Below are 24,266 nucleotides of genomic sequence, written 5' to 3'. Positions count from 1 at the left end.
GGACATGACCGTGAACATCGCACAGAAGATCAGCAGCTGGCGCAAGTACCGCGAAACCGTCAACGAACTCGGCCGCATGAGCGACCGTGAACTCAGCGACCTCGGCATCGGCCGCGCCGACATCCGCCGCGTCGCTCGGACCGCAGTCGGCTTCTAAGCCGCTCGACATATTCGCGTCAGCGACCTTTGGAAAGCGCCTCCTCCGGGAGGCGCTTTTCGTTTGTGCCCCGAAATTTTACGCCTCAAGCACCTGCCCACTTTTCAAGCTTAGCCGGAAAATTCATCAACCCCCTGCACATTTGCATGGCAGTCGCATATTTTTTGCACTGCACTTTCTTATTATGCGGTTGTATAAGACGGTCATCGCTGATGCCGAGACAGAGCGTCAGGACAAAGATGAAATTCGAGGAAACAACCATGAACCCGATCCGCATCGCTAAGAACTGGATCAGCTACCGCCGCACGATGAACGAGCTTGGCAATCTTTCCAACCAGGCGCTCAACGACATCGGTCTGACCCGTTACGACATCCGCCACATCGCGGCCCGCTCCTTCCGTTAATCCGCTTCTCGCAGGCGGGCCCGCGCGGTATCAAGCCGCTGCGACGAGAGGAATAAGTCCGGGAGAACATCCAAGGACGTATCAAAGGCACCTTCTGAGGTGCCTTTTTGATTCCGGCCCATTTTTGATTCCGGTCAAGCAAATGGCGTGATATTGAGCCGGCCATGAACACGAATTCTTTCTCCCCCATTCATGTCGTTGGCGGCGGCCTAGCCGGTTCCGAAGCCGCCTGGCAGATTGCATCGGCCGGTATCCCGGTCATTCTCCACGAAATGCGCGGCGTGCGCGGCACGGACGCCCACAAGACGGATGGACTGGCCGAGCTTGTCTGTTCGAATTCCTTCCGGTCGGACGATGCAACGTCCAACGCGGTCGGCGTCATCCACGCGGAAATGCGGCTCGCCGGTTCGCTGATCATGGCCTCGGCCGACAGGAACCAGGTGCCGGCCGGCGGCGCACTTGCCGTCGACCGCGACGGTTTTTCGGAAGCCGTCACCGAAGCAATCGAAAAGCACCCGCTGATCACCATCGTGCGCGAGGAAATCCAGGGCCTGCCGCCCCGAGAATGGGATCTCGCGATCATCGCGACCGGTCCCCTCACCTCGCCGGCCCTCGCCGCGGCGATCCAGAGCGAGACCGGCGAGGATCAGCTCGCCTTCTTCGACGCGATCGCGCCGATCGTGCATCGCGATTCGATCGACATGGACATCTGCTGGTATCAGTCGCGCTATGACAAGATCGGCCCCGGCGGCACCGGCAAGGATTACATCAATTGCCCGATGGACGAAGCTCAGTACAACGCTTTCGTCGATGCGCTGATCGCCGCCGATACGGTCGGCTTCAAGGAATGGGAGGGCACACCCTATTTCGACGGCTGCCTGCCGATCGAGGTGATGGCGGAGCGCGGCCGCGAAACCCTCAGGCACGGGCCGATGAAGCCGATGGGCCTTACCAATGCCCACAATCCGACGGTCAAGCCCTATGCAGTCGTTCAGCTCCGCCAGGACAATGCGCTCGGCACGCTTTACAATATGGTCGGTTTCCAGACGAAGCTGAAATACGGCGCGCAGGTCGACGTCTTTCGCCTGATTCCCGGTCTGCAGAACGCAGAATTCGCGCGTCTCGGCGGCCTGCACCGCAACACTTACATCCATTCGCCGGTGTTGCTCGACAGGACGCTGACGCTGAAGAGCCGGCCGGGCCTGCGTTTTGCGGGCCAGATCACCGGCTGCGAAGGTTATGTGGAAAGTGCCGCGATCGGGCTGCTCGCCGGCCGTTTCGCTGCCGCCGAACGCAAGGGTGAACCGCTTGTTGCCCCACCGGTCACAACCGCTTTCGGTTCCCTGCTCGGCCATATCACCGGCGGGCACCTGGTTTCGGAGGACGAACCGGGCAAGCGCTCCTTCCAACCGATGAATATCAATTTCGGGCTGTTCCCCGAACTGGAGCCGGGTTCGATCGTCAGGCCGGAAGGCGTCAAGCGCTTCCGCGGCAAGGACAAGACGATCGTGAAGCGGCAATTGCTCTCCGCCCGCGCGCTCAGGGACTGCGCTAGCTGGCTCGGTCGGGAGTGACGTCTTCGGCCGGGGCCTCCGCCTCGGCCGGCGCCTCCGCAATCTCATCGATCTCGCGATCCGTGACGCTGACGTAGTTGTCGAGCAGCCAGAGGGAGACTTCGGCGGCCTCCTTCTCTGTCGGGAAGACGAAGGTTCCGTTCTGGGTGGGCGCATCAAGGAATTCTACGCTGAAACCTTTGGCGTCCGGAAGGGGCGTGACACGCACACGTCCCGGCTCGATCAGATGGCAGGCGTAGTGGTTGCGTCGGCTGCGCATGAAGCCGGCCTTGTTGTCGTGCAGACGCACGAAGATCGCCTCACCATCCGCCGTGACATGCAGGCTACGGATCGCTTCATTGGGAAAGGCACGGCCGAATTCCAGGATCGCCAGACCGGTATCGTGACGATTGCCTTCGGTGCGCTCCCCGCTGACGAGGCGGGTCACGTAATAGGCAAGCCCCATCAGGAGCACGAAGATGATCGACCAGACGATGATGGGGCTCACATCGCTTCTCCTTTGATGGACCTACCTCTGCCCATGCCTCCTTTAGCCGGCGAGGCTTGTGCGAATTTGGTGTCGTCAGAAGCGGCGGCTGACCGCTGCTTTCAAAAGGCGGAGCTGACGCCGCCATTGTGGAGATTGCAGGGACGTATCAAGCACAGCCGCGCCCGCCCGCACGGCCTGACGCAGAACAGGTCCGGCAAGCGCCACCGGCAGGAAAGCCGGCAACACGGAGGCCGGAACGGCACCTGCCTTTCGCGCCCTGGCCAAATGTTCGAGCCCCAGCCCGGCGAAAGCCTCGATGGCAGCAGAGATACGCGGCTTGTCTTCGCCATCCAGGAACGTGTCGCGGTCCAGTCCAGTCGCCGAGAGAATATCGAGCGGCAGGTAGAGCTGGCGGCGGCGGCGATGGATCGGCATCAGCAGCAGGAAGCCCGCGATCGCCTGCGCCACACCGGCATGGCCGGCCGCGTCGGCCGAACGGGCAGCATCGTCGGGGCTGAGGATCAGGCTCGCAAGCTGGATCAGCGCCGAAGCCGTCTCGCCGGCATATCCTTCGAGCGCGTGTCTATCGGTCAGCGGGTCGTCGTAGAGATCGAAGATACGCGCTTCGATCATATCGACGAAGGTCTGGCGCGGCAGACGGTACTTCTCGATTGCGCCGAGCAATTCAACGGCCACCGGATTGCCGCCGCTGTCGCCCTGGGCATTGCCTTCCAGAAGGTCGCGCCACCATTGCAGGCGGATCTCGCCCGGCAGCGGTTCCCGCACCACGTCGCGCACGCGAGCAATCTCGGCATTGAACGCATAGAGCGCGGCCAGCGCGCCGCGCTTGTCTTCCGGCGAGAGGAGGCAGGCAAGATAGCGGTCACGATCCGTCTCGCGGAGCATGGCGAGGCAGGGATCGGAGGTCTCTTTCGGACTTTCAGCCATATCAGACTGCAATCAGCGCAGCCGCCACGGCGCGCGATTCGGCCAGCATGATATTGAAGGTGCGGACAGCGGCCCCCGTGCTCATGGGATCGGACGCGATGCCTCTCGCCTTTAGCGCGGCTTTCAGATCGGCGGGGATCGGCTTCAAATTCTGGCCGGAGCCAACCAGCAGGACTTCGATTTCGCCGGATTCGGCAAGCACCTTGGAAAAGGCCTCAGCCGTCAGCGGATCGCCCTCCTTCATATCCCAGCCATAGATGCCGGACGGCAAGCAGAGCAATGAGCCGCGATGCGACATATCGGCAAAGCGAAACCCGCCGTTGCCATAAGCATCGATGGGAGCGCGACCGGGAAAATGGGCTTCGCGAATTTCGATGCCTTTCGCCATGGTCGAGAGCTTTCTTGAGAAAGTTTCGGGCCGGACGATCCGGCCCTCGGGAAGTTCAACGGACTTGCGGCAACCGCGTTCCGATTGTCCGATCAGGCTTCGGTCTTGACCGGCTCGCCCTTGACGCGGACTTCCGCAATATAGGCGCGCATGGCGCGGATCTTCACACCGTCGGCGATTTCGACTTCCAGTTCGGCGTCGTCAATGACCTTCGTGACCTTGCCGGTAATGCCGCCACCGAGCACGACCTGATCGCCGCGGCGGATGTTGGAAAGCGTCTCGGTACGCTTCTTCTGCTGGGCGCGCTGCGGCCGGATCAGGAAGAAGTACCAGACCACCATCAGCGGCGCGAAGAGGAAAAGCATTTCAAGGCCGGAGCCGAATGCCGAGCCTCCGGGTGCGGCGCCTTCGGCCTGGGCGAATGCTTCGGTAATGAACATCAACAACTCCTAAGATTACCGGAGACGTCGAAGCCCCCGTTTCAAGCCGCCGGAATATAGTTGTGATAGACTGGAATGCAACAGAAACACGCCTTTCCCGTACCAAATCCACGGCTCTCAGGCTTTTGATCCACAAACGAGCGTGTTACCGCACCGGAAAACGGCTCCGAGCGGGTCGACAGGACCGGAGAAACACCATGAGCGACGATTTCAACACCCTGATCCTGGCCGAGGTCCGCAGGCTGGCGGATGCGCTGGAGCGGCTTGCTGGCCCGCCGCCCGCGGTCAACGACTGGAATGCGGCCGAGTGCTTCGTGTGGGTGCCGGCGAACCAGCGCCTCCAACCGGTCCCGCGTCCGAACCGCGTGGCGCTGAAACTGATCCGCGGCGTGGACCACGTGCGCGATATCCTGCACGAGAACACCCTGCGCTTCGCCGAAGGTTTCCCGGCCAACAACGTGCTTCTCTGGGGCGCGCGCGGCATGGGCAAATCCTCGCTCGTCAAGGCGGTCCACGAAGACGTGCGGGTGGCGACCGGCATTTCGCTGAAGCTCGTCGAGGTGCATCGTGAGGATATCTCCTCGCTGCCGGACCTCCTCGATATCCTGAAAACCTCCGGACACCGGGTCATCGTCTTCTGCGACGACCTGTCCTTCGACCATGACGACACGGCCTACAAGTCGCTCAAAGCAGCACTCGACGGCGGCATCGAAGGCCGCCCCGACAACGTGCTCTTCTACGCCACGTCCAACCGGCGCCATCTCCTGCCGCGCAACATGATCGAGAACGAGCAGTCGACAGCGATCAACCCTTCCGAAGCCGTCGAGGAAAAGGTGTCGCTTTCCGATCGATTCGGGCTCTGGCTCGGCTTCCACAAATGCAGCCAGGACGATTATCTGACGATGATCGACGGCTATGCCGACCATTTCGATCTCGGCCTCGACCGCGAAACGCTGCACGCGCAGGCACTTGAATGGGCGACGACGCGCGGGGGCCGCTCCGGCCGCGTCGCCTGGCAATATATCCAGGATCTCGCCGGCCGGCTCAGGAAGTCCCTGAACCGGAACTAAGCCGGGATTTCCACAGTTCGCCAAGACGGGGGAGAGTTCCTGCCAAGCGGGAAACCTTCTCCGGTCATTGCCGACCGCTTCGTCGATCGCCGATGCTCCAAGCCGTTCGGGCGGTCTTCCCATAGGTGCGGCTTGACTTTCCTAGGCCAATCGTCCTAAACCGAATAGGACAATTGACCTAATAGCGCTCACGGCAGCTCTCACGGGGCCGAAGTGAGTGAACGGCATACGCCGGAGGAGGAGAACGGGCAGCATGAGCGCAGCGGATACACGCCAGCAGATTGTGGACGCTGCCGACCGGCTCTTCTACGAGCAGGGTTTCGAAGTCACGTCGTTTGCAGACATCGCGTCGGCCGTGAATCTCTCGCGCGGCAATTTCTATTATCATTTCAAGACGAAGGACGAAATCCTCGGTGCCGTGATCGCCCTGCGGCTGGCCAATACGCGGCAGATGCTCGATGCATGGGAGGCCGAAGGCAGAGAGCCGGCGGACCGCATCCGCTCATTCATCCACATCCTGATCATGAACCGGGTGAAGATCATGGCTTACGGCTGCCCGGTCGGCACGCTCTGCAGTGAACTCGCCAAGCTCGACCATATCGCCAAGGAAGAGGCGGCCAAGCTCTTCATCCTGTTCCGCGATTGGCTGGCGCGCCAGTTCGCCGCTTTCGGCCGGGAAAAAGACGCCGAAGCGCTCGCCATGCACATCCTCATGCGGAGCCAGGGGGTTGCGTCGCTCGCAACGGCTTTCCACGACGCGAGCTTCATCCGGCGCGAAGTCGACGGCATGTGCGACTGGCTGGAGGCACTGCGCCCAGACGAAACCGTTCAATCCTAAACCACATAGAACCATCAAGCCTGAAAGGGGCTCAGCATGTTCATCGTCACGCTCAGATTTTCAGATGGCAGAGCGAAAGCTCCGCAATTCATGGAGGGCCACAATGACTGGATCAGACGCGGCTTCGAGGATGGCATTTTCCTGTTGACCGGAGGCCTTCAGCCAAGCCTGGGAGGAACGATCCTTGCGCACCGGATATCACGCAGCGAACTCGACGCAAGGGTTCTGGATGACCCGTTTGTGGCTGAGGGTATCGTGAGCGCTGAAATTCTCGAAATCGCACCGGGCCGCACCGACGAACGGCTGGCTTTCCTGAAGGCATGAACGCCTGCATGCGGCTTCACGCTCCCAAGACGAAAAAAAGCCCGGCACTGCCGGGCTTTTCTTCATCCCCCTTGAGACGCACTACTCTATTCAAGGTAGGTGACAGGGTTGACCGGGGTGGCGTCCTTGCGCACTTCGAAATGGACCTGCGGACGCTTGGCGTCGCCGCTCATGCCGGAGGCGGCGATCGTCTGGCCGCGGGTGACCTTCTGACCGCGGGCGACGTTGATGCTGCCGGCATGGCCATAGACCGTGACCTTGCCATCGTCGTGGCGAACGAGAACCGTGTTGCCGAGCTGTTTCAGGCCGTTGCCGGCATAGATGACGACGCCGTTCTCCGCAGCCTTGATCGGCGTGCCTTCCGGTACCGAGATGTCGATGCCGTCATTGCGGTTGCCGTCGACATTCTGGCCGTAACCGGCGATGACAGCGCCATTGACCGGCCAGCGATACTTGCCGATGCCGGTGGACTGGGGAGCCACGGCGGCGACGTCCGCCTTCTTCTCGACCTCGGAAACGGAAGCCGTTTCGACTGGCGGCTTTGCAGCAGCCGGAGCGGATGCCTGGACAACCGGGGCGACGGCGGGAGTCGCGGGCTTCGGCTGAGTGACGGGCTTTTCCGCCGATTGCTGCGGAATGGACGCCGTCTTTAGCGTATCGGCGGAGCGTGCTGGTGCACCCTTCGCCACCTTCAGCGTCTGGCCGACACGAATATTTCCGGTCGTCAGGTTGTTGACCGCCTTGAGCTGGTCGACCGACGTGCCAGTCTCGCGAGCGATTTTCGTAAGGGTATCGCCCGGCTTGACCGTGTAGGTATCGCCAAGCGGCTTGCCGCCTGCAGGAGGCGTCAGCTTGGCGGGCTCGGCAAGCGCCTTGTCCCGTGACGGCGTCGGCAGAACGGCAACCTTCTGTTCAGGTTCACGCGCGGGGGCCGGAGCTTTGTTCCGCAAGTCGATATCGCCGGCTGCGGTCTTGGCGGAGTTGGGAGCCGTCCCGAACGTCGGAATGATGACGGCCTGGCCCGGAGCGATCGACCCGCCATTCGCCTTCAGGATTTCCTTTTCCGGCACACCATAGCGCCCGGAGAGCGTCGAGACGGTTTCACCGGGCCTCAATGTCACTCTTGGCGCATTGACGGTGGACCAACCCGACATGGGCTTCACGGTGCCGGTGGTGAGATTGTCCGTTTTGGAGGCAGCCGCAGACGGAGCAGCCAGTCTCGGCGCATTCGACCGATCACCCGGGAACGGCTGCGCCAGCGCTTCCTGACGGTTCACAGGATCGCGACCGGCGGACGGAGCGGAAAGCTCGGAACGCTGGACGGAAACAGGGGCGGAGGCAACGCGGGCAGGAGAAGAGTAACCGCCGGAATTACCCGGATAGGGTTGAGCCATCGCAGCGCCACGCGAACCATAATCGTTCTGCGGGATCGGCGGCAGGTTCTGGCCGGAACCAAGGTCGGCCTGCGGTGTCGGCGCTTGACCGTAGGCCCCGCCCCCCTGGCGCTGCGGAATGGACGCCGTCGTGATATTGTCGGAATTCGAGAAGAGGCCCGAGAAGCGTGTCGCATCCGAGCTGCACCCTGTCGCGGCGCTGGCGAGAAGCACTGCCACGGTAAGCTTGACAGTGGATTTTCCGATTTTCGGAGAACTCTTGAAACGCATGACTCGACCTACAGATACGCAACCATCGTGTAGGTGATTAAAACCCGTTAGTCTTACCGTCGGGTTAAAGCCCGCGTCGTGCTCCAAGATTTTTGTCAAATTGATAACCATGACTCCCGGAAGGCTTCCGCGTCACGGCAAACATGGCTGTCTTTGGCATCAAAGCGCCGCCGCGATATGCGGCACGATCGGCAGATACGGGACGGTAAAGAGGTCTTCCCGCTCGAATCGGCTGCCGGTCTTGGTCAGCCTCAGCATCATGCAGGTGTCGTCATCGATCATCAGCGGCGCAATCATCGAACCGCCGTGGGTCAATTGCTCCGCATAGAATCGCGGCAGCGATGGAAAGGCGGCGGTGACGAATATGCGGTCGAAGGTCCCCTCGCCGGGCATGCCGTTACTGCCGTCTGCCTGGCGCACCACGACATTGCGCAGCCCCAGTGCATCCATGCGGCCTTGGGCGGCGGCCACCAGCGTGCGGTAACGTTCGACAGTCAGCACCCGCTCGGCAATACGCGCCATGACCGCAGCGGTGAAGCCGCTACCCGTGCCGATTTCGAGCACGCGATGGCCGGGCTTCACCTGCAGGCGGTGGAGCAGCCGAACCGCCAGATCGGCTCCCTCCATGAAGGAACCACAATCGATCGGCACTGTCCGGCTGGAATAGGCTTCGTCTGCGAACGGAGCCGGGACGAATTGCGAGCGTGGCGTCTGCTCAACGGCCGTCAGAAGGTCCAGGTCGGAAATACCTTCCGACCGAAGGCGCAGCACGAGCGCCGCAAATCCTTCTTTTTCGACCATGCCCGATTTCAATCGGTCGCTCCGAATCCCAATGCTTCTGCCAGTCGATCCTGAACCGAATGATCGGTCAGGTCCAGTTTCAGCGGCGTTACGGAAATCTTGTTTTCCTTCAGCGCCTGAATATCGGTTCCGTCGCGGAAGTGTCCCTTCCGGTCGCCGAAGCGCAGCCAGTAATAAGGCAGGCCGCGTCCGTCCTGACGGGCATCGATCGTCAGGCCGAAATCGAGCTTGCCCTGGGACGTTACCTCGACACCCTGGACATCCTTCGGCTCGCAGTTCGGAAAGTTGAGGTTGAGGAACGTGCCGTCAGGCAATTCCACATCGGCGAGCTTGCGGATGAGATCGGGCGCATAAAACTCGGCCACGTCCCAAGGAGCAAAACGGCCGTTGTCCCGGCGTACGGCCTGGCTGAGTGCGAGCGAACGGACACCCTGCAAGGTACCTTCGATCGCGCCCGCGATCGTGCCCGAATAGGTGACGTCATCTGCCATGTTGGAACCGTCATTGACGCCCGAAAGCACGAGATCCGGTTTTTCCGGCAGAATTTCGCGGATGCCCATGATCACGCAATCCGTCGGCGTGCCCCGCAGCGCAAAATGCTTTTCGCCAACTTTTCGGAGCCTGAGCGGTTCGGACAGTGTCAGTGAATGGGCAAGGCCGCTCTGGTCGGTCTCCGGTGCAACGATCCAGACGTCGTCCGAAAGCTGCCTTGCGATGCGCTCCAGCACCGCCAGGCCTTCGGCATGGATGCCGTCATCGTTCGTCAGCAGGATCCGCATCAGGCGCGCTCGATCTTCTTGATTCCGCCCATATACGGCAAAAGAGCGTCCGGAATTGTGACCGAACCATCCTCGTTCAGGTAGTTTTCCATGACCGCGATCAGGCAACGGCCGACAGCGACACCCGAACCGTTCAGCGTATGGACGAATTTCAGATTCTTGTCGTCCTTCACCCGATAACGGGCATTCATGCGGCGCGCCTGGAAATCGCCGCAGACGGAGCAGGACGAGATTTCGCGATAGGTGTCCTGGCCCGGCAGCCACACTTCGATGTCGTAGGTCTTGCGCGCGCCGAACCCCATGTCGCCGGTGCAAAGCGTCACGGTGCGGAAATGCAGGCCGAGACGTTTCAGGACATTCTCGGCGCATTCGGTCATCCGCTCATGCTCGGCGATCGAGCTTTCGGCATCGGTGATCGAAACGAGCTCGCATTTCCAGAACTGGTGCTGGCGCAGCATGCCGCGCGTGTCGCGGCCGGCCGAACCCGCTTCCGAACGGAAAGACGGCGTGAGCGCGGTGAAGCGCAGCGGCAGCTTCTCCTGCTCCAGCACTTCGCCGGAAACGAGGTTGGTGAGCGTCACCTCGGCGGTTGGTATCAGCCAGCGGCCGTCAGTCGTGCGGAACAGGTCCTCGGCGAATTTCGGCAGCTGGCCGGTGCCGTACATGGCTTCGTCGCGCACCATCAGCGGCGAGGAGACCTCCGTATAGCCATGCTCGGTCGTGTGCATGTCGAGCATGAACTGGCCGAGTGCGCGTTCGAGCTTGGCGAGCTGGCCGGTCAGCACCGTGAAACGGGCGCCGGAGAGTTTTGCGGCGCGCTCGAAATCCATGAGCCCGAGCGCTTCGCCGATCTCGAAATGCTCCTTTGCGGCATGGTTCCAGCGCGGCTTCTCGCCGACGAGGTGCTTGACCACATTGTCGTGCTCGTCCTTGCCAACCGGCACGTCATCGAGCGGGATATTCGGGACACGCGACAGGGCATCGTCAAGGGCGGCGATGGCTTCGCGCTCCTCCTGCTCGGCAGCCGGCATCGTGTCCTTGATCTCGGCGACCTCGGTCTTCAGCCTTTCGGCAAGCTCGGTGTTCTTCTGTGCCATGGCCGCGCCGATCTCCTTGGAGGCGGCGTTGCGGCGGGACTGCATGTCCTGAAGCGTCTGGATGACGGAGCGGCGCTTGTCGTCCAGCGCCAAAAGAGTTGCCGCCATGGGCTCGGCGCCGCGCTTCTTCAGCGCTTCATCGAGAGCCCCTTCGTTTTCACGGATCCACTTGATATCGAGCATCGTCCCTTGCCTTCAAAGCGAAACGCCGCGTGCCCGGCGAGAGACGGAAGCTCAAGCCTTTTCCGTCTCGGCAACGTTCGAAGAAGCCTGCTCCTGAAGAGCATCTTCAGCACGTTTGCGCTCCACGAGTCGTGCGGCGTAGATGGAAATCTCGTAGAGAAGGATGGTCGGCAGCGCAAGGCCGATCTGGGACATCGGATCGGGCGGGGTGAGTACCGCAGCGACCACAAAGGCGATGACGATCGCGAACTTGCGTTTTTGCCTTAGCCAATCGCTCGTCAACAGACCGACACGGGCAAGCAGCGTGGTGACGACCGGAAGCTGGAAAACCAACCCGAAGGAAAGTACCAGCGTCATGATCAGGCTGAGATATTCCGACACGCGCGGCAGGAGCGAGATGCCGATCTCGCCTTCGCTCGGCGCCTGCTGCATGGCCAGGAAGAACCACATGACCATGGGCGTGAAGAAGAAGTAGACGAGCGCGCCGCCCATCAGGAACAGGATCGGCGAAGCAATCAGAAAAGGCAGGAAGGCCCGTCGCTCGTTCTTGTAGAGACCGGGAGCGACGAACTTGTAGAGCTGTGAAGCAATGACGGGAAAAGCGATCACCAGCGCACCGAACATCGCCACCTTCACCTGAGTGAAGAAGAATTCCTGCGGCGCGGTGTAGATCAGTTCCGACTTCGCGAGGTCGAGTCCGGCCCAGACGACCGCCCATTTGTATGGGATGACCAGCAGGTTGAAGAGCTGCTTGGCAAAGTAGAAGCAGACCACGAAGGCAATGAAAAATGCGCCGATCGACCAGATCAGCCGGGTGCGCAGCTCCATCAGGTGCTCGATGAGTGGCTGCGGCTTGTCTTCGTAATCACCGCTCATGCGTCGCCCTTCTGGGTATCGGTCTTTTTCGGTGCACGCTTGCGGACCGATGTCTTCGCGGCCGCCTTTTCCATGGCCTGAGTAACCGGGGCCTCAGTGACCGGCGCGGACTTCGCCGAGCGGCTGCGTTTCGGTTTTTCAATCGCAGCCGCCGCCGGAGCCGAGACATCGGCAGCGGATTTCGCCCTGGTCACGGTCTTGCGCCCAGCCTTCGGCTTCTCGGCGATGGCGGCAGGCGCCACGGCCTCCGGCGCGGCCGGAACGGGGGTCAGCGGCTGACTTGTCGCGGGCGCAGGCGCCGATGATGGCTCGCTTGCCGTCACGGCTTCACCAGCGGAGGAGCCCTCAACAGCCTGCTGTGCCTCGGTATCGACCTTGGCCGCAGCAGCATCCGTTACTTGCGTCGCCTTCTGCAGATCGGCCTTGATCTCCTGCCCCATCTGCCGGAGCGGATTGATCGCGTCGCGCAGGGCATTCGTCGGATTCAGACGCTGTGCGTCCGAGATTGTCTTGCGGACATCGTCAAGTTCCGATTCCCGCAAGGCCTCATCGAACTGCGTCCGGAATTCGCCAGCCATCTTGCGCAGGTTGGCCGTCATCTTGCCGAACGCCCTCAACATGGGCGGCAAGTCTTTCGGACCAACAACGACGATCAAGACAATCGCGATGACGAGTAGCTCGGTCCAGCCGATATCAAGCATGCTAATGAGGCTCCTGAAACCCTAAACCCGATCTTAGGACCGGCCGGTTTCCTTGACCTCGTCAGGCTTGTGATCGACGGTCTTCGCTGTCGTCGCGTCCGGGGCGTCTTCGTCAGTCATGCCCTTCTTGAAGCTCTTGATGCCTTTTGCGACGTCGCCCATCAGCTCCGGAATCTTGCCGCGCCCAAAGAGGACGAGCACGATGACCAGAACGATCAGCCAATGCCACACACTGAAAGAACCCATAGTTCAACTCCATTAGATCTGTTTAATCGATGTAAGCTCTTTATGGTGCTTTTTCAAACACCAAAATATCCTCGATAAGTACCGTTATCGAGACGTCATTGACCCCGGTCGGCAAGCGGTCTGCGCGGATGCGTGCGCGGATTGGTTCCTCGATGCCGGGAACCGCAAGCGTGAGGAATTCCACCACCCCCAGAAACCGCCTTGAAAGGACACGTGCCGGGATCGCCCCACCCGCCGGCACCACATCGACGTCGGACAGGCGGACGGCAACGGAGACCTCTCTGCCCTCACCGATGTCGCCGGCGGATACGTTTCCGAGCGGCGTTACCACCCTACCGTTCCTGACCACGCCGTCGAACTCATTGATTTCCGAGAAGAAACCGGCGGAAAACAAGCTGGAAGGCCGACGATAGAGGTCATCCGGCGTACCCACCTGCACCAATCGACCATCCTTCAGAAGCGCGATCCGATCGGCCATCCGCATCGCCTCTTCGGCGTCATGCGTGACGACGATAGCGGTCGCGCGGCTTTCCTTAAGGATCGTCAGCGTATCGGCACGTATGGCATCCTTTAACCTGGAATCGAGGCCGGAAAAGGGCTCATCCATCAAAAGCACGCCCGGTCGTGGAGCAAGTGCACGGGCAAGCGCGACGCGTTGCTGCTCGCCACCGGAGAGCGCATGGGGGTATTTTTCCGCATAGTGCGACAAGCCGACGCGCCGCAAAGCCGCCCCGGCCTCCGCAATCGCCTCCCTGGCTGTAAGCGCCGTCAGGCCGAAGCGGATATTCTCCAGAACCGTCATATGCGGAAAGAGCGCAAAATCCTGGAACATCAGCCCGACGCCCCGCTTTTCCGGCGGAAGAAACACGTCCGGACCAGCCACTTCCCGATTGTCGATGGTAACCCGGCCATGGCTCTGCGCTTCGAGGCCGGCAGCAATCCTGAGCAGCGTCGTCTTGCCCGAACCGGAGGGACCGAGCAGGCACAGGACCTCGCCGGGCTCAGCCGTCAGCGAAATGCCGCGGATCGTCTCCTTGCCGTGATAGGCATGGCGGATGTCCTCAAAGGTCAACCGCGAGGCGAACGTGACGCTGACTTTCTGTCTGGTCTCCTTGGTGGCCGACTGTGCCGATTTCATCATATTCCTGCCCGCTCGCACCCGCCAAGCCGGGCCTTCAAAGAAATCTGACGCTATTCCTCCGCTTCACCGCCCGGTGTCAAGAGGCCGAGTTCTTCAAGGTCGAGTTGTGTAATCGGGTCCTCATCCTCCGCAAGCTCCTCAACATCCTGCGGGATCGGAATCGCAAAGCCCGGCGGGATGCGGCCGGACAGGAGACCCGCACCCTTCAATTCTTCGAGACCGGGAAGGTCGCGCAGTTCTTCCAGGCCGAAATGATCGAGGAAGTCCGTCGTCGTACCGAGCGTCACCGGTCGGCCCGGAGTACGGCGACGACCACGGAAACGCACCCAGCCCGCCTCCATCAGCACGTCGAGCGTTCCCCTGGAGGTCTGCACGCCGCGGATTTCCTCGATCTCGGCGCGTGTCACAGGCTGGTGATAGGCGATGATGGCGAGCACTTCGAGCGCTGCACGCGACAGTTTCTTCGCCTCGTTTTCGTCCTTGCGGATGACGAAGGAGAGATCGGCCGCCGTGCGGAAGGCCCAGCGGTCGCCCGTCCTGATGAGATTGACGCCGCGCGGCGCATAAGCGTCCGCCAGCCGCCGCATCACGCCCCCGATATCCGTGCCGCGCGGCAAGCGTTCGGCGAGAAAGGCCTCCGAAACCGGCTCAGCGGAGGCGAAGACCAGTGCTTCCGCGATCCGCTCGACATCCGTCAACGGAAGATATTCGGGCTCGGCCCCTTCCGCCACCGCAACCGGCAGATCTTCGTCCTCTTCGGGCGTCAATCGGCGTCTCCCGTGACAGACTGCGGTATAGGCCGCCTGCCGGACGCCTGCCCCTTGCGCAGATAGATCGGTTGGAAAGCGCCCTCCTGGCGGATTTCGAGCTTGCCCTCACGCACCAGTTCCAGCGAAGCGGCGAAGGCACTGGCTGTCGCAGTCACCCGGTCCTCCGGCGGAAGGTAAGGCAGGAGATAGTGCTGCAGCGCCATCCAGTCGGCGACCTCCCCGAGCATGCGGGTGAGCAGTTCGCGGGCATCGACCAACGACCAGACCTTGCGCCTCTCGATCGTGACCTGCGTGACCGCGTTGCGCTGCCGGAGGTTCGCGTAAGCCGACAACAGATCGTAGAGCGACGCGTCGTAGGCGGACTGGACGCGCTGCGGGATATGTTCGGGCGCGCCGCGGGCGAAAACATCGCGGCCAAGCCGGTTGCGGTTGATGAGGCGGGTCGCGGCTTCCCGCATCGCCTCCAGGCGCTTCAGGCGAAAGGCGAGCGTCGCCGCCATTTCCTCGCCGCTCGGGCCATCGTCGCCCTTGGCCTGCTGCGGAATGAGAAGCTTGGACTTGAGGTAGGCAAGCCAGGCCGCCATGACGAGATAATCGGCGGCAAGCTCGATGCGTACCCTCCGGACGCTTTCGATGAACTGCAGATATTGTTCGGCCAGCGCCAGGACGGAAATACGGGAAAGATCGACCTTCTGGTTGCGGGCAAGATGCAAAAGCAGGTCAAGCGGGCCTTCGAAACCACCGACATCTATCACCAGGGCCGGCTCGTCCGTCGCCCTTTCGACGCCCTGCCAGAGCTTGTCCATCGGAATGGCATTCTGCGATGTAATCATAGCCATTCCCCTATCCCTTCCGCCTCAGGAGGTGGCGAGCAATCCATGAAACTCTGCCCGGATCACGTCCTCGTCGGCGCCGTCGCCCGGTCCGAAGGCCGCCTCCACCGCCTTTGTGCGCCTCAGCGCCTCGCCGGCAAGCGGGATCGCCTCTTTTACCACCGCCTTCATTTCCTCCATGACGCCGTTGCAATGCAAGACGATATCGCAGCCACCCCCAACTATCCTCGCGGCACGCTCGCCGATCGTGCCTTTCAAGGCGTTCATCGACGTGTCGTCGGACATCAGGAGGCCGTCGAAGCCGATATGGCCGCGAATGATCTCCTCGATCACCTTGCCGGAAATCGTGGCCGGTTCGCTCGGGTCGATCGCCGTGAAGACGATATGGGCGCTCATCGCCATCAGTTCGTCCTTCATCGCAATGAAAGGCAGGAAATCGTGCGCTTCAAGCTCGGCACGCGAGGCGGTGACGACCGGAAGCTCATGATGAGAATCCGCCATGCCGCGGCCGTGGCCAGGCATATGTTTCATGACCGGCAGCATGCCGCCGGCCCTCAGCCCTTCGGCCGCCGCCTTGCCCATCTCGGCCACCGCCTGGGGATCATAGCCGTAGGCGCGGTCGCCGATGACGTTGCTCGCCCCTTCGACCGGTACATCGAGAACCGGCAGGCAGTCGACATTGATCCCGAATTTCATGAGATCGAAGGCATGCAGGCGCGACATCAGCCAGGCTGCGCGCAGGCCGTTGTCACGATCCTGCCGGTAGAGTTCGCCGAGTACGGCGGCGGACGGATAACGTTCGATCATCGGCGGGCGGATACGCTGCACGCGGCCGCCCTCCTGATCGATCAGCACCGGCGCATCCGGCCGGCCGACGCTGTCGCGCATCGCCGCCACGAGATCGGTGATCTGTGCCGGCTCGATGCAATTGCGAGCGAAGAGGATGAAGCCCCAAGGCCGCTCGTCCCTGTAAAGCGCGATTTCGTCCGGAGTGAGGGTCGGGCCGCTCGAGCCCAGGATCATTGCTTTTGATTCGCTCATGGTCCGATCTTAGATGATTGGCTTGAAACGAAAAACGGGGCGCTGGACGCCCCGTTCGATCTCTTTCAATGGCAGGTTCCTAACGGGCAACCAGGCAGTTCCCGCCCGCTGCGCGATATTTTTCGCAGAGCGCCACGGCATCACTCTTGCTGCCGGCCGGAATACGGACACGGTAGAAGGTCCCCTTGCCGGCAATTTCGGCTGCCTTGATGTCGACGCCGCGGCCACCGATCACACCGGCATATCTAGCCGACAGGTTCTGATAAGACTTCTGGGCCTCGGCCTCTGAGGGCAGCGAGGCGATCTGGATCAGATACCCGCCCGCGCCGACCGAAGCACCCTGGGCCGACGTGGAAGCCGGTGCTGCGGCTTGCTGGTTCGACGCGCGGACATTGCCCTGATCCGTCACGGCAGCGACCACATTGACCGGCTGTTCCGCCGGGCGTGCGATCGGGACCGGAGCCCGGATCACCGGTGCGGGATCCGAGGCCTCGACCGGAACTTCCGGCGCTGCAGCAGGCTCGACCGGAGCTGCTTCGACCGGAGCCGGTGTGCCGGCCGGCGCTACCGGGTCCACCTTTGCGACCTCGACCGGCTCGGCTGCACGAGCCTGCGTGGAGACAGGAACGATGCCGGCCGCACCGGCGCTAGAAGCAGCGGGGACCTGAGCGGGAGCTGCGGGAATCGAGGCCGCCGCGGGCTGAGAAGCGGCGGCAACATCCACCGGCTTGGTGCCGGCTGCCGGCATCTTTTCAGGCGCAGCGAGCGCCGGCGCCGCGACTTCCTGTTCCACCAATTTGCCATCCGGACGGACGATCATCGTCTTCACCTTGCGCGGCATGACCGTCACCGGCTGCTGCTCGGCAGGTGCGGCCGCCTGTTCGGGCTGCTGCGGCAGAAGGCGCGGGTCTTCGGTCTCGCCGATCTCCGTCGCTTCGATCTCGTTTTCCCCTTCAAGCGGCAACGTATCAGGCATCAGGGTCTTCTGGACGACGTCGACCGGCTCTTCGTTCGAAGAAATCAACGTCTCCTGCTTCGGTTCCTGCGATGCGACACCCGCTACCCGGTCGTAGACAGCCTTGTCCTGGTTGGGAACGGTCTTGCCGCCCGGATTTTCCGGGGCGACCTTCACCGGATCGGTGTCGGCGGCGATGACGACCGGCTCACCGCCCGAGACGGCGTCCGATATGCCGCTACCGAGCCAGGCATAGGCACCGACGCCGCCAAGAACGACGACACCGGCAACAACCAGCGGAACGGCCCATTTCTGCATGACGGAGCGACGCGCATTTTCCACTGTCGCAAGATAATCGGTTTCAGCGTATTGCAGCTCTTCATGCTCTGCCGGTGGCAACGGAGTAGCAAGGCTGCGCCGGAAATCCTCTTCCAGCGCGCGCTCGAAATCATCGAGATCGCCGCTCGACGGACGATCGGCTTGAGCCCTGCGCTCTCCTCCCGCCTGCACCGAAGCCGCTATGTCGATTTCAGGCTTCCGGTGTTGCGCGGCATCTGCCTTGTCCGGCGTCATCAGAAGCGTCGCCAGCTCGGCATCGATATCGAGGTCGTAGTCCGGACGATAGACTGGCGGCTGCTCCGGCTCTTCAGCCGGCAGCGAGGGCACGTCAAGCTCGGCGATCGCCTCAACCTGATCCTCGGAATCGGCAATCTGGGCAGGGTCAAACGGCAAGTCGGCGAACAGCTCGACCTCTTCGACAGCCTCGGCAGACGCTGTTGCGGCAGCCGTCGCGGCAACAGGTGCAATCTGCTCGGCGGGAGCTTCGAGTTTGGCAGGTGCCGCGTCGACAGCTTTCGCAGTGGGTGCCGCCGTAGCCTCTGGTTGCCTGTTGGTTTCCGCCACGACGAGATCAGCGAGATCGAGTTCGAGATCATCGAGGGCAAGCTCGAATTCCTCGTCGGAGAAAGGATCCTTCTCTTCGACGAGCGGCGTCTTAGCCGCCAGAACCTCAGCAGCCGGTGCGGCCGGCTCGACAACCGGCGACGCCACAACGGATGCCTCCGAATCCGTGTTGGCGACAGGGGGCGCAAGCGGTCTGGCCTCGGACGGCAGTTCATACCGCTGGACGTCGTAGATCAATTCATCAAGCTCAGAGAACCGATCCGGCGCGGATGCTGATTCAGCCGTGGCGACGGGAGCTGGAGGGGCCGAAGGAACAGAAGTTGCAGGAACCTCTTCGGTCTCGGCCGTCGGATCAGGAACCGGGGAGCCTGCGGCAACCTGGGCAACGGGAGCTTGCTCTCGTGCCGCAGCCGGAAAGCCCTCAGGAGCTTGTGCATCGGAGACATGCCCGTCCGGCACCGGCGCGGCCGGCTCTTGCCTGGGAGCAGGTGCTGTTGCGCGGGCGACATTGAAATTGACGAGCGGCATGCGGAAACCCGGAGTATACCCCTTGGCTTTCGGTTCCGGCTTCACCTCCGGCTCAGTTTCGACAACCGGCTCGCCGATCGAGCTTTCCAGCTCCGCAGCAAGATCGAATTCCTCGATGGGCTGCTCTGCCGGTTCTGCGAACGAGGCAGACACCGCAACCGTCTCGTCGGACACATCGGGAATCGGCTCGACGGAATTGGCATCCAGATCCGGCTTGCCGACGGACTGAGAGGCATCCACCGTTTCGACCGCGAGCGGCGGCTCCTCGTCGCCGAAACCGAAATCGTCACGGTCGCGCATGTCGTCCCTTGATGGCGGGAAATCCGGCGACAGTTCCGCAACACTCGGCTCTGCCGGGACGAAGTCCGGCTCCTCAAGTTCCACCGGCGGGCCGGAAATGGAAACAGCGGGGGCAGGTTCGACCGAAGCATATGGCGCGTCGTCCAGCGTGATATCCTGGACAGGATCGAGACGGGGCGCATCATAACGCTCGAACTCGCGAAGAAGCTCGTCTTCGAGGTTGAGCGTCGTTTCGTCCTGCGGCGCGGGCGCCACAGCAACCGGCGCCTCCGGTTTCGGGACGGGCCGATCCTCGTAACCTACGATGCGGGCGAGTTCTGCCAGCGGGTCGTCATCGGCAAAGAAATCCGGGAAATCATTCCGGCTACGCACAAGGTTGTTATCTGCCATTACCTCGTCCACTCACCTACATTGCTACGCATATGCCAGTGCAATGTGGGGAAATGGTGGCGTTTCTTACCGCATTTCTTCCGGTGCTGCTGTGCCCGTAATTGCAAGTCCTGACTTCAAAACGGAGGCGACAGCATGCACCAGCCCAAGCCTGGCAACGCTCAATTCTCGGTTTTTATCGTTAACAAAACGTAATTCCGGTTGTTCTTTGCCCTTGTTCCAATGAGCGTGGAAGAAACTTGCCAGATCATAGAGGTAAAAAGCAAGGCGATGCGGCTCTTGTGCGAGCGCCGCCGCCTCAACAATCCGGGGATATTCAGCAAGCTTGGCAATCAGCTGCAACTCATTGGGATCAGTGATCAGTCCGGTCGAGGACGACAGGTCCAGCGAATCAATGTCAAGATCCGGAAATGCTTCCTTCGCCTGACGGAAAACTGAAGCACAGCGGGCATGCGCATACTGCACGTAGAAGACCGGATTGTCCTTCGACTGTTCCGTCACCTTGGCGAAATCGAAGTCGAGAGGCTCGGAATTCTTGCGATAGAGCATCATGAAGCGCACGGCGTCGCGGCCAACTTCATCGACCACGTCACGCAGGGTGACGAAGTTGCCCAAGCGCTTGCCCATCTTCACGGCTTCGCCATTGCGGAACAGCTTGACGAGCTGGCAAAGCAGGACAGTCAGCTTTGCCTTGCCGCCCGAGACGGCACGCGCGACGGCTTCCAACCGCTTAACATAGCCACCGTGATCGGCGCCGAGGATGTAGATCATCTCGTCGTAGCCGCGGTCGTACTTGTCCTTGAAGTATGCAACGTCGGCGGCGAAATAGGTATAGCTGCCGTCGGACTTGATCAGTGGGCGATCCATGTCGTCGCCTACTTCGGTCGAACGGAACAGGGTCTGTTCGCGGTCTTCCCAATCTTCGGGCAACTGACCCTTCGGAGGCGGCAGTGTGCCCTTGTAGACATGTCCCTTGAAGGTCAGGTCATTGATCGCCTGACGGATGCGCTGGGCACCATTGGCATGCAGGGTGCGCTCGGAGAAGAAGACGTCGTGATGAACGTTGAGGGCATCGAGGTCGTCGCGGATCAGCGCCATCATGGCGTCAATCGCCTTGTCCTTGACGATCGCCATCCAGTCTTCTTCCGGCATGTTGTGCAAACGCGGGCCGTATTCGGCGGCCAATTCCTGGCCGACCGGCACGAGATAGTCGCCCGGATAGAGGCCTTCCGGGATCGCGCCGATGTTTTCACCCAGCGCCTCGCGATAGCGCAGGAAGACGGACCGGGCGAGCACGTCGATCTGCCCGCCGGCATCGTTGATGTAGTATTCCTTGGTCACGTCGTAGCCGGCGAACGCCATGAGGTTCGCAAGCGCATCACCCACCACCGCCCCGCGGCAATGACCGACATGCATCGGGCCGGTCGGGTTGGCGGAAACGTATTCAACATTCGCCTTCCTGCCTTGCCCGAGCGTCGAGCGGCCGTAGCCCAGCCCGTCCACAATCACCGAAGAAAGCAGCCGCTGCCAATAGCCGGTCGCGAGGCGGATATTGATGAATCCGGGGCCGGCGACGGAAACTTCGCTGACATCGGAATCATTGCGTAGCGCCGCGGCGATGATATCGGCAAGCGCGCGTGGATTGGTGCCGAGCGGCTTTGCCAGCACCATGGCCGCATTGGTGGCGACGTCGCCGTGACTCGGGTCACGCGGCGGCTCGATGGCGATACGTCCAAAATCGACTTCGCTTCGCTTTTCCTTGATGATATCAAGAGCTTCCAAAGCGTTCTTAATTCTAGTCTCGAAGTCGGCGAACAGATTCATATCACTCATCCGCGTGGAAAACCCGCGCGGGCCCTTGGAAAGCCGTTGTTGTTGGCCGGGTGCCTAGCGCAAATCGGGTGTGTGGTCAAACAGCGCGGCATGCGCCTTTATGGCATAGGTATCGGTCATGCCGGCCAGATAATCCCCGACATGACGCGCCCTTGCTGCTTGGCCGAGCCCCGCGATATGATCGACCCAGTAGTGGCTGCGCATCAATGTCGGATCGTCCATGTAGGCCTTGAAAAGGTCCTGGACGATCTGCGTGGCGCCGGCACGGATGCGCATGATGTCCGGATGGCGGTAGATGTGCGAAAAGAGAAGCTTCTTGATGCGGCGGTCGGTCTCCGCCATTTCTTCGGAAAAGGTGGCGATCACGTGGTTTGCGGCGCGGATATCGTCGGCGCTTTGCGGTTTCAGCTTCTTGAGATTGTCCTGCGCCACGCCGATCACATCCTCCACCATGTGAGTGATCTGCCGGCGCGTGACCTCATAGGCAAAACGGCTGGGCTCGAGATGCGGATAACGCCCCCTCACCTCCGCCATCAGGCCGGCCAGGAACGGGACCTCCTCCAGCATCTCGAAAGTCAGGAGGCCGGAACGCAGCCCGTCGTCGATATCATGGGTATTGTAGGCGATGTCGTCGGCAATCGCCGCGACCTGCGCTTCGAGGCTTGCATAGCTTGCGAGTTCCAGGTCGTGCAGTTCGCAATAGTCCCGGATCGGCTGCGGCACCGGTCCGTGTATCCCCTTGCGATCCTTCGTCAGGAGCGGGCCGTTGTGCTTGACGAGCCCTTCGAGGCTTTCCCAGGTGAGGTTCAGCCCGTCGAACTCCGCGTAACGGCGCTCGAGCTTGGTGACGACCCTGAGCGACTGGGCATTGTGGTCAAAGCCGCCATAAGGCTTCAGCATCTCGTCCAGCGCGTCCTCGCCCGTGTGACCAAAGGGCGTGTGACCGAAATCATGCACGAGCGCCACCCCCTCGGCGAGGTCCTCGTCGAGCTTCAGCGCGCGCGCCAGGGCACGGGCGATCTGCGCCACCTCAATCGTATGGGTAAGCCGGGTGCGATAATGGTCACCATCCGGGCTGATGAAGACCTGCGTCTTGTGCTTCAGCCTCCGGAAGGCCGCCGTGTGAACGATACGGTCGCGATCACGCTGGAATTCCGAGCGCGTCAGGCTCTCTTCCTCGGGGAACATGCGGCCCCGCGACGCCCAGGGGTTGGCGGCGTAAACCGCACGCTCGCCGCTGCCAAACCCCAGCGTCCCGGTATCGATCATCATGCCTTCACCTGTTTCTTCACCAACGCCCTGCCGCCCATTGACGCGCCGTTCACGTCTTCATACCTATAGTAGAGCCGTGCGCAATGCCGGTGACAGTTATTCCCCGGGCCTTGAACCCGGCAGGAGACGGATATGGATGCAAATGTAACTCTCTCGGATGCAGCGGCAAAGCGGATTGCCGAAATCGTCAGTGCGGAAAACGGCAAGCAAGCCCTTCGCGTTTCCGTCGAAGGCGGCGGCTGTTCCGGTTTTTCCTACAAGTTCGACCTCGCCGACGCGCCGCAGGACGACGATGTCGTGGTCGCAAACGGTAATGCCAAGGTGCTGATCGACAGCCTCTCGCTCGTCTATATGGCGGGCTCAGAGATCGATTTCGTCGACAACCTGCTCGGCCAGTCCTTCCAGATCAAGAATCCGAATGCAGTCGCAAGCTGCGGCTGCGGCACCAGCTTCTCCGTCTGACATCCATCTTCTCCCTTCCCAACGCTTCCTCTTTCGCTAAAAGAGGAAGCGGAAAACGGAGGGACGGCCCCATGAAGATCGCCACCTGGAACATCAACGGCGTCAAGGCACGCATCGACAACCTGCGCCAGTGGCTCACCGATTCCCAGCCTGAGATCGTCTGCCTGCAGGAAATCAAATCCGTCGACGAGGGCTTCCCGCGGCTGGAGATCGAAGCGCTCGGCTATCACGTCGAAACCCACGGCCAGAAGGGCTTCAACGGCGTGGCCCTGCTTTCCAAGATCCGTCCGGATGAAATCCTGCGCGGGCTTCCAGGCGACGACGGCGACGAGCAGTCGCGCTATATCGAGGGTGTCTTTTCCGTACCACGGGGCGCCATACGCGTCGCTTCCATCTATCTGCCGAACGGCAATCCGCCCGAAGATCCGGTAAAATATCCCTACAAGCTATCCTGGATGGAGCGGCTGCGGCAACATGCGCGGAACTGCCTCCTCCTTGAGGAACCGCTCATCCTTGCGGGCGACTACAATGTCATCCCCGAGCCGCATGACTGCTTCGATCCGGCCGTCTGGGCGACGGATGCGCTCTTCCTGCCCGAGACGCGCGCCGCCTTCAGGCGCCTTGAAAATCTCGGTCTCGTCGACGCGGTCCGCGCGACGACGGACGCGACCAAGCTCTATTCCTTCTGGGATTATCAGGCCGGCGCCTGGCAGAAGAACAACGGCATCCGCATCGATCATCTGCTCCTTGCACCGGAAGCAGCCGATCGCCTGAAAGCAACCGCGATCGAAAAGCACGTGCGCGCCTGGGAAAAGCCGTCCGATCACGTGCCCGTGGTCGGGTTGTTCGATTTCAACTGAGCCGCGGGCGCCGCCGGTC

At 61.7% G+C, this 24,266-nt stretch carries 26 protein-coding genes; 8 read left to right on the top strand and 18 right to left on the bottom strand.

Annotation, left to right across the window (positions count from 1 at the left end):
- Window positions 1-4 precede the first annotated feature (4 nt).
- The 3 genes from QEO92_RS08235 (at window position 5) to trmFO (ending at window position 2,135) form a co-directional block, all read left to right on the top strand.
- Entirely contained in the window at window positions 5-157 is a 153-nt protein-coding gene (locus QEO92_RS08235; RefSeq protein WP_265105678.1) for a DUF1127 domain-containing protein, read from the top strand.
- 260 nt (window positions 158-417) lie between these two features.
- The gene (locus QEO92_RS08230; RefSeq protein ID WP_081952840.1) at window positions 418-561 is read left to right on the top strand and encodes a DUF1127 domain-containing protein; all 144 of its coding nucleotides are present in this window, start codon (window positions 418-420) and stop codon (window positions 559-561) included.
- A 164-nt stretch (window positions 562-725) separates the two neighbouring features.
- A complete protein-coding gene (gene trmFO, locus QEO92_RS08225; protein ID WP_227702677.1) occupies window positions 726-2,135 on the top strand; it encodes a methylenetetrahydrofolate--tRNA-(uracil(54)-C(5))-methyltransferase (FADH(2)-oxidizing) TrmFO in 1,410 nt (469 codons plus the stop codon).
- Here trmFO and QEO92_RS08220 read toward each other — a convergent pair.
- From QEO92_RS08220 to yajC, 4 genes are all read right to left on the bottom strand, one after another.
- Window positions 2,113-2,580 carry a hypothetical protein gene (locus tag QEO92_RS08220; RefSeq protein ID WP_052182865.1) on the bottom strand — a complete coding sequence of 156 codons (468 nt, stop codon included), beginning with the start codon at window positions 2,578-2,580 and terminating at the stop codon, window positions 2,113-2,115. The genes trmFO and QEO92_RS08220 overlap by 23 nt on opposite strands.
- Before the next feature lie 117 nt (window positions 2,581-2,697).
- Window positions 2,698-3,552 (bottom strand): phytoene/squalene synthase family protein, encoded by an 855-nt coding sequence (locus tag QEO92_RS08215; protein WP_227702676.1) that lies wholly within the window; start codon window positions 3,550-3,552, stop codon window positions 2,698-2,700.
- Between the two features lies 1 nt (window position 3,553).
- Window positions 3,554-3,940 carry an Mth938-like domain-containing protein gene (locus tag QEO92_RS08210; RefSeq protein ID WP_227702675.1) on the bottom strand — a complete coding sequence of 129 codons (387 nt, stop codon included), beginning with the start codon at window positions 3,938-3,940 and terminating at the stop codon, window positions 3,554-3,556.
- A 92-nt stretch (window positions 3,941-4,032) separates the two neighbouring features.
- A complete protein-coding gene (gene yajC, locus QEO92_RS08205) occupies window positions 4,033-4,380 on the bottom strand; it encodes a preprotein translocase subunit YajC (RefSeq protein ID WP_227702674.1) in 348 nt (115 codons plus the stop codon).
- A 197-nt stretch (window positions 4,381-4,577) separates the two neighbouring features.
- On the opposite strand from yajC, the gene QEO92_RS08200 reads away from it, so the two are divergent.
- From QEO92_RS08200 to QEO92_RS08190, 3 genes are all read left to right on the top strand, one after another.
- The gene (locus tag QEO92_RS08200) at window positions 4,578-5,450 is read left to right on the top strand and encodes an ATP-binding protein (protein WP_227702673.1); all 873 of its coding nucleotides are present in this window, start codon (window positions 4,578-4,580) and stop codon (window positions 5,448-5,450) included.
- 253 nt (window positions 5,451-5,703) lie between these two features.
- The gene (locus QEO92_RS08195) at window positions 5,704-6,288 is read left to right on the top strand and encodes a TetR/AcrR family transcriptional regulator (protein WP_227702672.1); all 585 of its coding nucleotides are present in this window, start codon (window positions 5,704-5,706) and stop codon (window positions 6,286-6,288) included.
- Between the two features lie 36 nt (window positions 6,289-6,324).
- On the top strand, window positions 6,325-6,612 hold the full coding sequence (locus QEO92_RS08190; protein WP_227702671.1) for a YciI family protein: 288 nt from the start codon (window positions 6,325-6,327) through the stop codon (window positions 6,610-6,612).
- Window positions 6,613-6,698: 86 nt separating this feature from the next.
- Here QEO92_RS08190 and QEO92_RS08185 read toward each other — a convergent pair whose 3' ends face one another.
- The 14 genes from QEO92_RS08185 to QEO92_RS08120 all read right to left on the bottom strand — a co-directional run bounded on the left by QEO92_RS08185 (window position 6,699) and on the right by QEO92_RS08120 (window position 22,925).
- Entirely contained in the window at window positions 6,699-8,276 is a 1,578-nt protein-coding gene (locus tag QEO92_RS08185; RefSeq protein WP_227702670.1) for a peptidoglycan DD-metalloendopeptidase family protein, read from the bottom strand.
- A 159-nt stretch (window positions 8,277-8,435) separates the two neighbouring features.
- Entirely contained in the window at window positions 8,436-9,077 is a 642-nt protein-coding gene (locus QEO92_RS08180; RefSeq protein ID WP_407721040.1) for a protein-L-isoaspartate(D-aspartate) O-methyltransferase, read from the bottom strand.
- 8 nt (window positions 9,078-9,085) lie between these two features.
- On the bottom strand, window positions 9,086-9,856 hold the full coding sequence (surE, locus tag QEO92_RS08175; RefSeq protein ID WP_037151380.1) for a 5'/3'-nucleotidase SurE: 771 nt from the start codon (window positions 9,854-9,856) through the stop codon (window positions 9,086-9,088).
- Window positions 9,856-11,136 carry a serine--tRNA ligase gene (gene serS, locus QEO92_RS08170; protein ID WP_227702669.1) on the bottom strand — a complete coding sequence of 427 codons (1,281 nt, stop codon included), beginning with the start codon at window positions 11,134-11,136 and terminating at the stop codon, window positions 9,856-9,858. Before serS ends, surE begins: the two co-directional genes overlap by 1 nt.
- Window positions 11,137-11,187: 51 nt before the next feature.
- Window positions 11,188-12,012 (bottom strand): twin-arginine translocase subunit TatC, encoded by an 825-nt coding sequence (gene tatC / locus QEO92_RS08165; RefSeq protein WP_037151386.1) that lies wholly within the window; start codon window positions 12,010-12,012, stop codon window positions 11,188-11,190.
- A complete protein-coding gene (tatB, locus tag QEO92_RS08160) occupies window positions 12,009-12,713 on the bottom strand; it encodes a Sec-independent protein translocase protein TatB (RefSeq protein ID WP_227702668.1) in 705 nt (234 codons plus the stop codon). Before tatB ends, tatC begins: the two co-directional genes overlap by 4 nt.
- A 33-nt stretch (window positions 12,714-12,746) precedes the next feature.
- On the bottom strand, window positions 12,747-12,959 hold the full coding sequence (locus QEO92_RS08155) for a twin-arginine translocase TatA/TatE family subunit (protein WP_037151391.1): 213 nt from the start codon (window positions 12,957-12,959) through the stop codon (window positions 12,747-12,749).
- Between the two features lie 40 nt (window positions 12,960-12,999).
- Window positions 13,000-14,100, bottom strand: coding sequence for an ABC transporter ATP-binding protein (locus QEO92_RS08150; RefSeq protein ID WP_280107506.1), 1,101 nt, complete (start codon window positions 14,098-14,100; stop codon window positions 13,000-13,002).
- A gap of 50 nt (window positions 14,101-14,150) precedes the next feature.
- Window positions 14,151-14,867, bottom strand: a complete 717-nt coding sequence (gene scpB, locus QEO92_RS08145; RefSeq protein WP_037151396.1) for an SMC-Scp complex subunit ScpB — start codon at window positions 14,865-14,867, stop codon at window positions 14,151-14,153.
- The gene (locus tag QEO92_RS08140) at window positions 14,864-15,709 is read right to left on the bottom strand and encodes a segregation and condensation protein A (RefSeq protein WP_152601130.1); all 846 of its coding nucleotides are present in this window, start codon (window positions 15,707-15,709) and stop codon (window positions 14,864-14,866) included. Before QEO92_RS08140 ends, scpB begins: the two co-directional genes overlap by 4 nt.
- Before the next feature lie 18 nt (window positions 15,710-15,727).
- On the bottom strand, window positions 15,728-16,744 hold the full coding sequence (gene nagZ / locus QEO92_RS08135; RefSeq protein ID WP_227702666.1) for a beta-N-acetylhexosaminidase: 1,017 nt from the start codon (window positions 16,742-16,744) through the stop codon (window positions 15,728-15,730).
- A 79-nt stretch (window positions 16,745-16,823) separates the two neighbouring features.
- On the bottom strand, window positions 16,824-19,820 hold the full coding sequence (locus tag QEO92_RS08130) for an SPOR domain-containing protein (RefSeq protein WP_227702665.1): 2,997 nt from the start codon (window positions 19,818-19,820) through the stop codon (window positions 16,824-16,826).
- A 66-nt stretch (window positions 19,821-19,886) separates the two neighbouring features.
- Window positions 19,887-21,644, bottom strand: a complete 1,758-nt coding sequence (gene argS / locus QEO92_RS08125) for an arginine--tRNA ligase (protein ID WP_037151403.1) — start codon at window positions 21,642-21,644, stop codon at window positions 19,887-19,889.
- A gap of 63 nt (window positions 21,645-21,707) precedes the next feature.
- Window positions 21,708-22,925 (bottom strand): deoxyguanosinetriphosphate triphosphohydrolase, encoded by a 1,218-nt coding sequence (locus QEO92_RS08120; protein WP_227702664.1) that lies wholly within the window; start codon window positions 22,923-22,925, stop codon window positions 21,708-21,710.
- A 132-nt stretch (window positions 22,926-23,057) separates the two neighbouring features.
- On the opposite strand from QEO92_RS08120, the gene erpA reads away from it, so the two are divergent.
- Together erpA and xth are read left to right on the top strand one after the other, a co-directional pair.
- Complete coding sequence (gene erpA / locus QEO92_RS08115; RefSeq protein ID WP_227702663.1) at window positions 23,058-23,387, top strand: iron-sulfur cluster insertion protein ErpA; 330 nt, start codon at window positions 23,058-23,060, stop codon at window positions 23,385-23,387.
- 71 nt (window positions 23,388-23,458) lie between these two features.
- Window positions 23,459-24,247, top strand: coding sequence for an exodeoxyribonuclease III (xth, locus tag QEO92_RS08110; protein WP_037151411.1), 789 nt, complete (start codon window positions 23,459-23,461; stop codon window positions 24,245-24,247).
- Window positions 24,248-24,266 lie beyond the last annotated feature (19 nt).

It is taken from the genome of Neorhizobium petrolearium, assembly GCF_029854435.1.
In the GTDB taxonomy this organism is placed as follows: domain Bacteria; phylum Pseudomonadota; class Alphaproteobacteria; order Rhizobiales; family Rhizobiaceae; genus Neorhizobium; species Neorhizobium petrolearium.
This window is presented reverse-complemented; position numbering and strand designations above follow the sequence as displayed.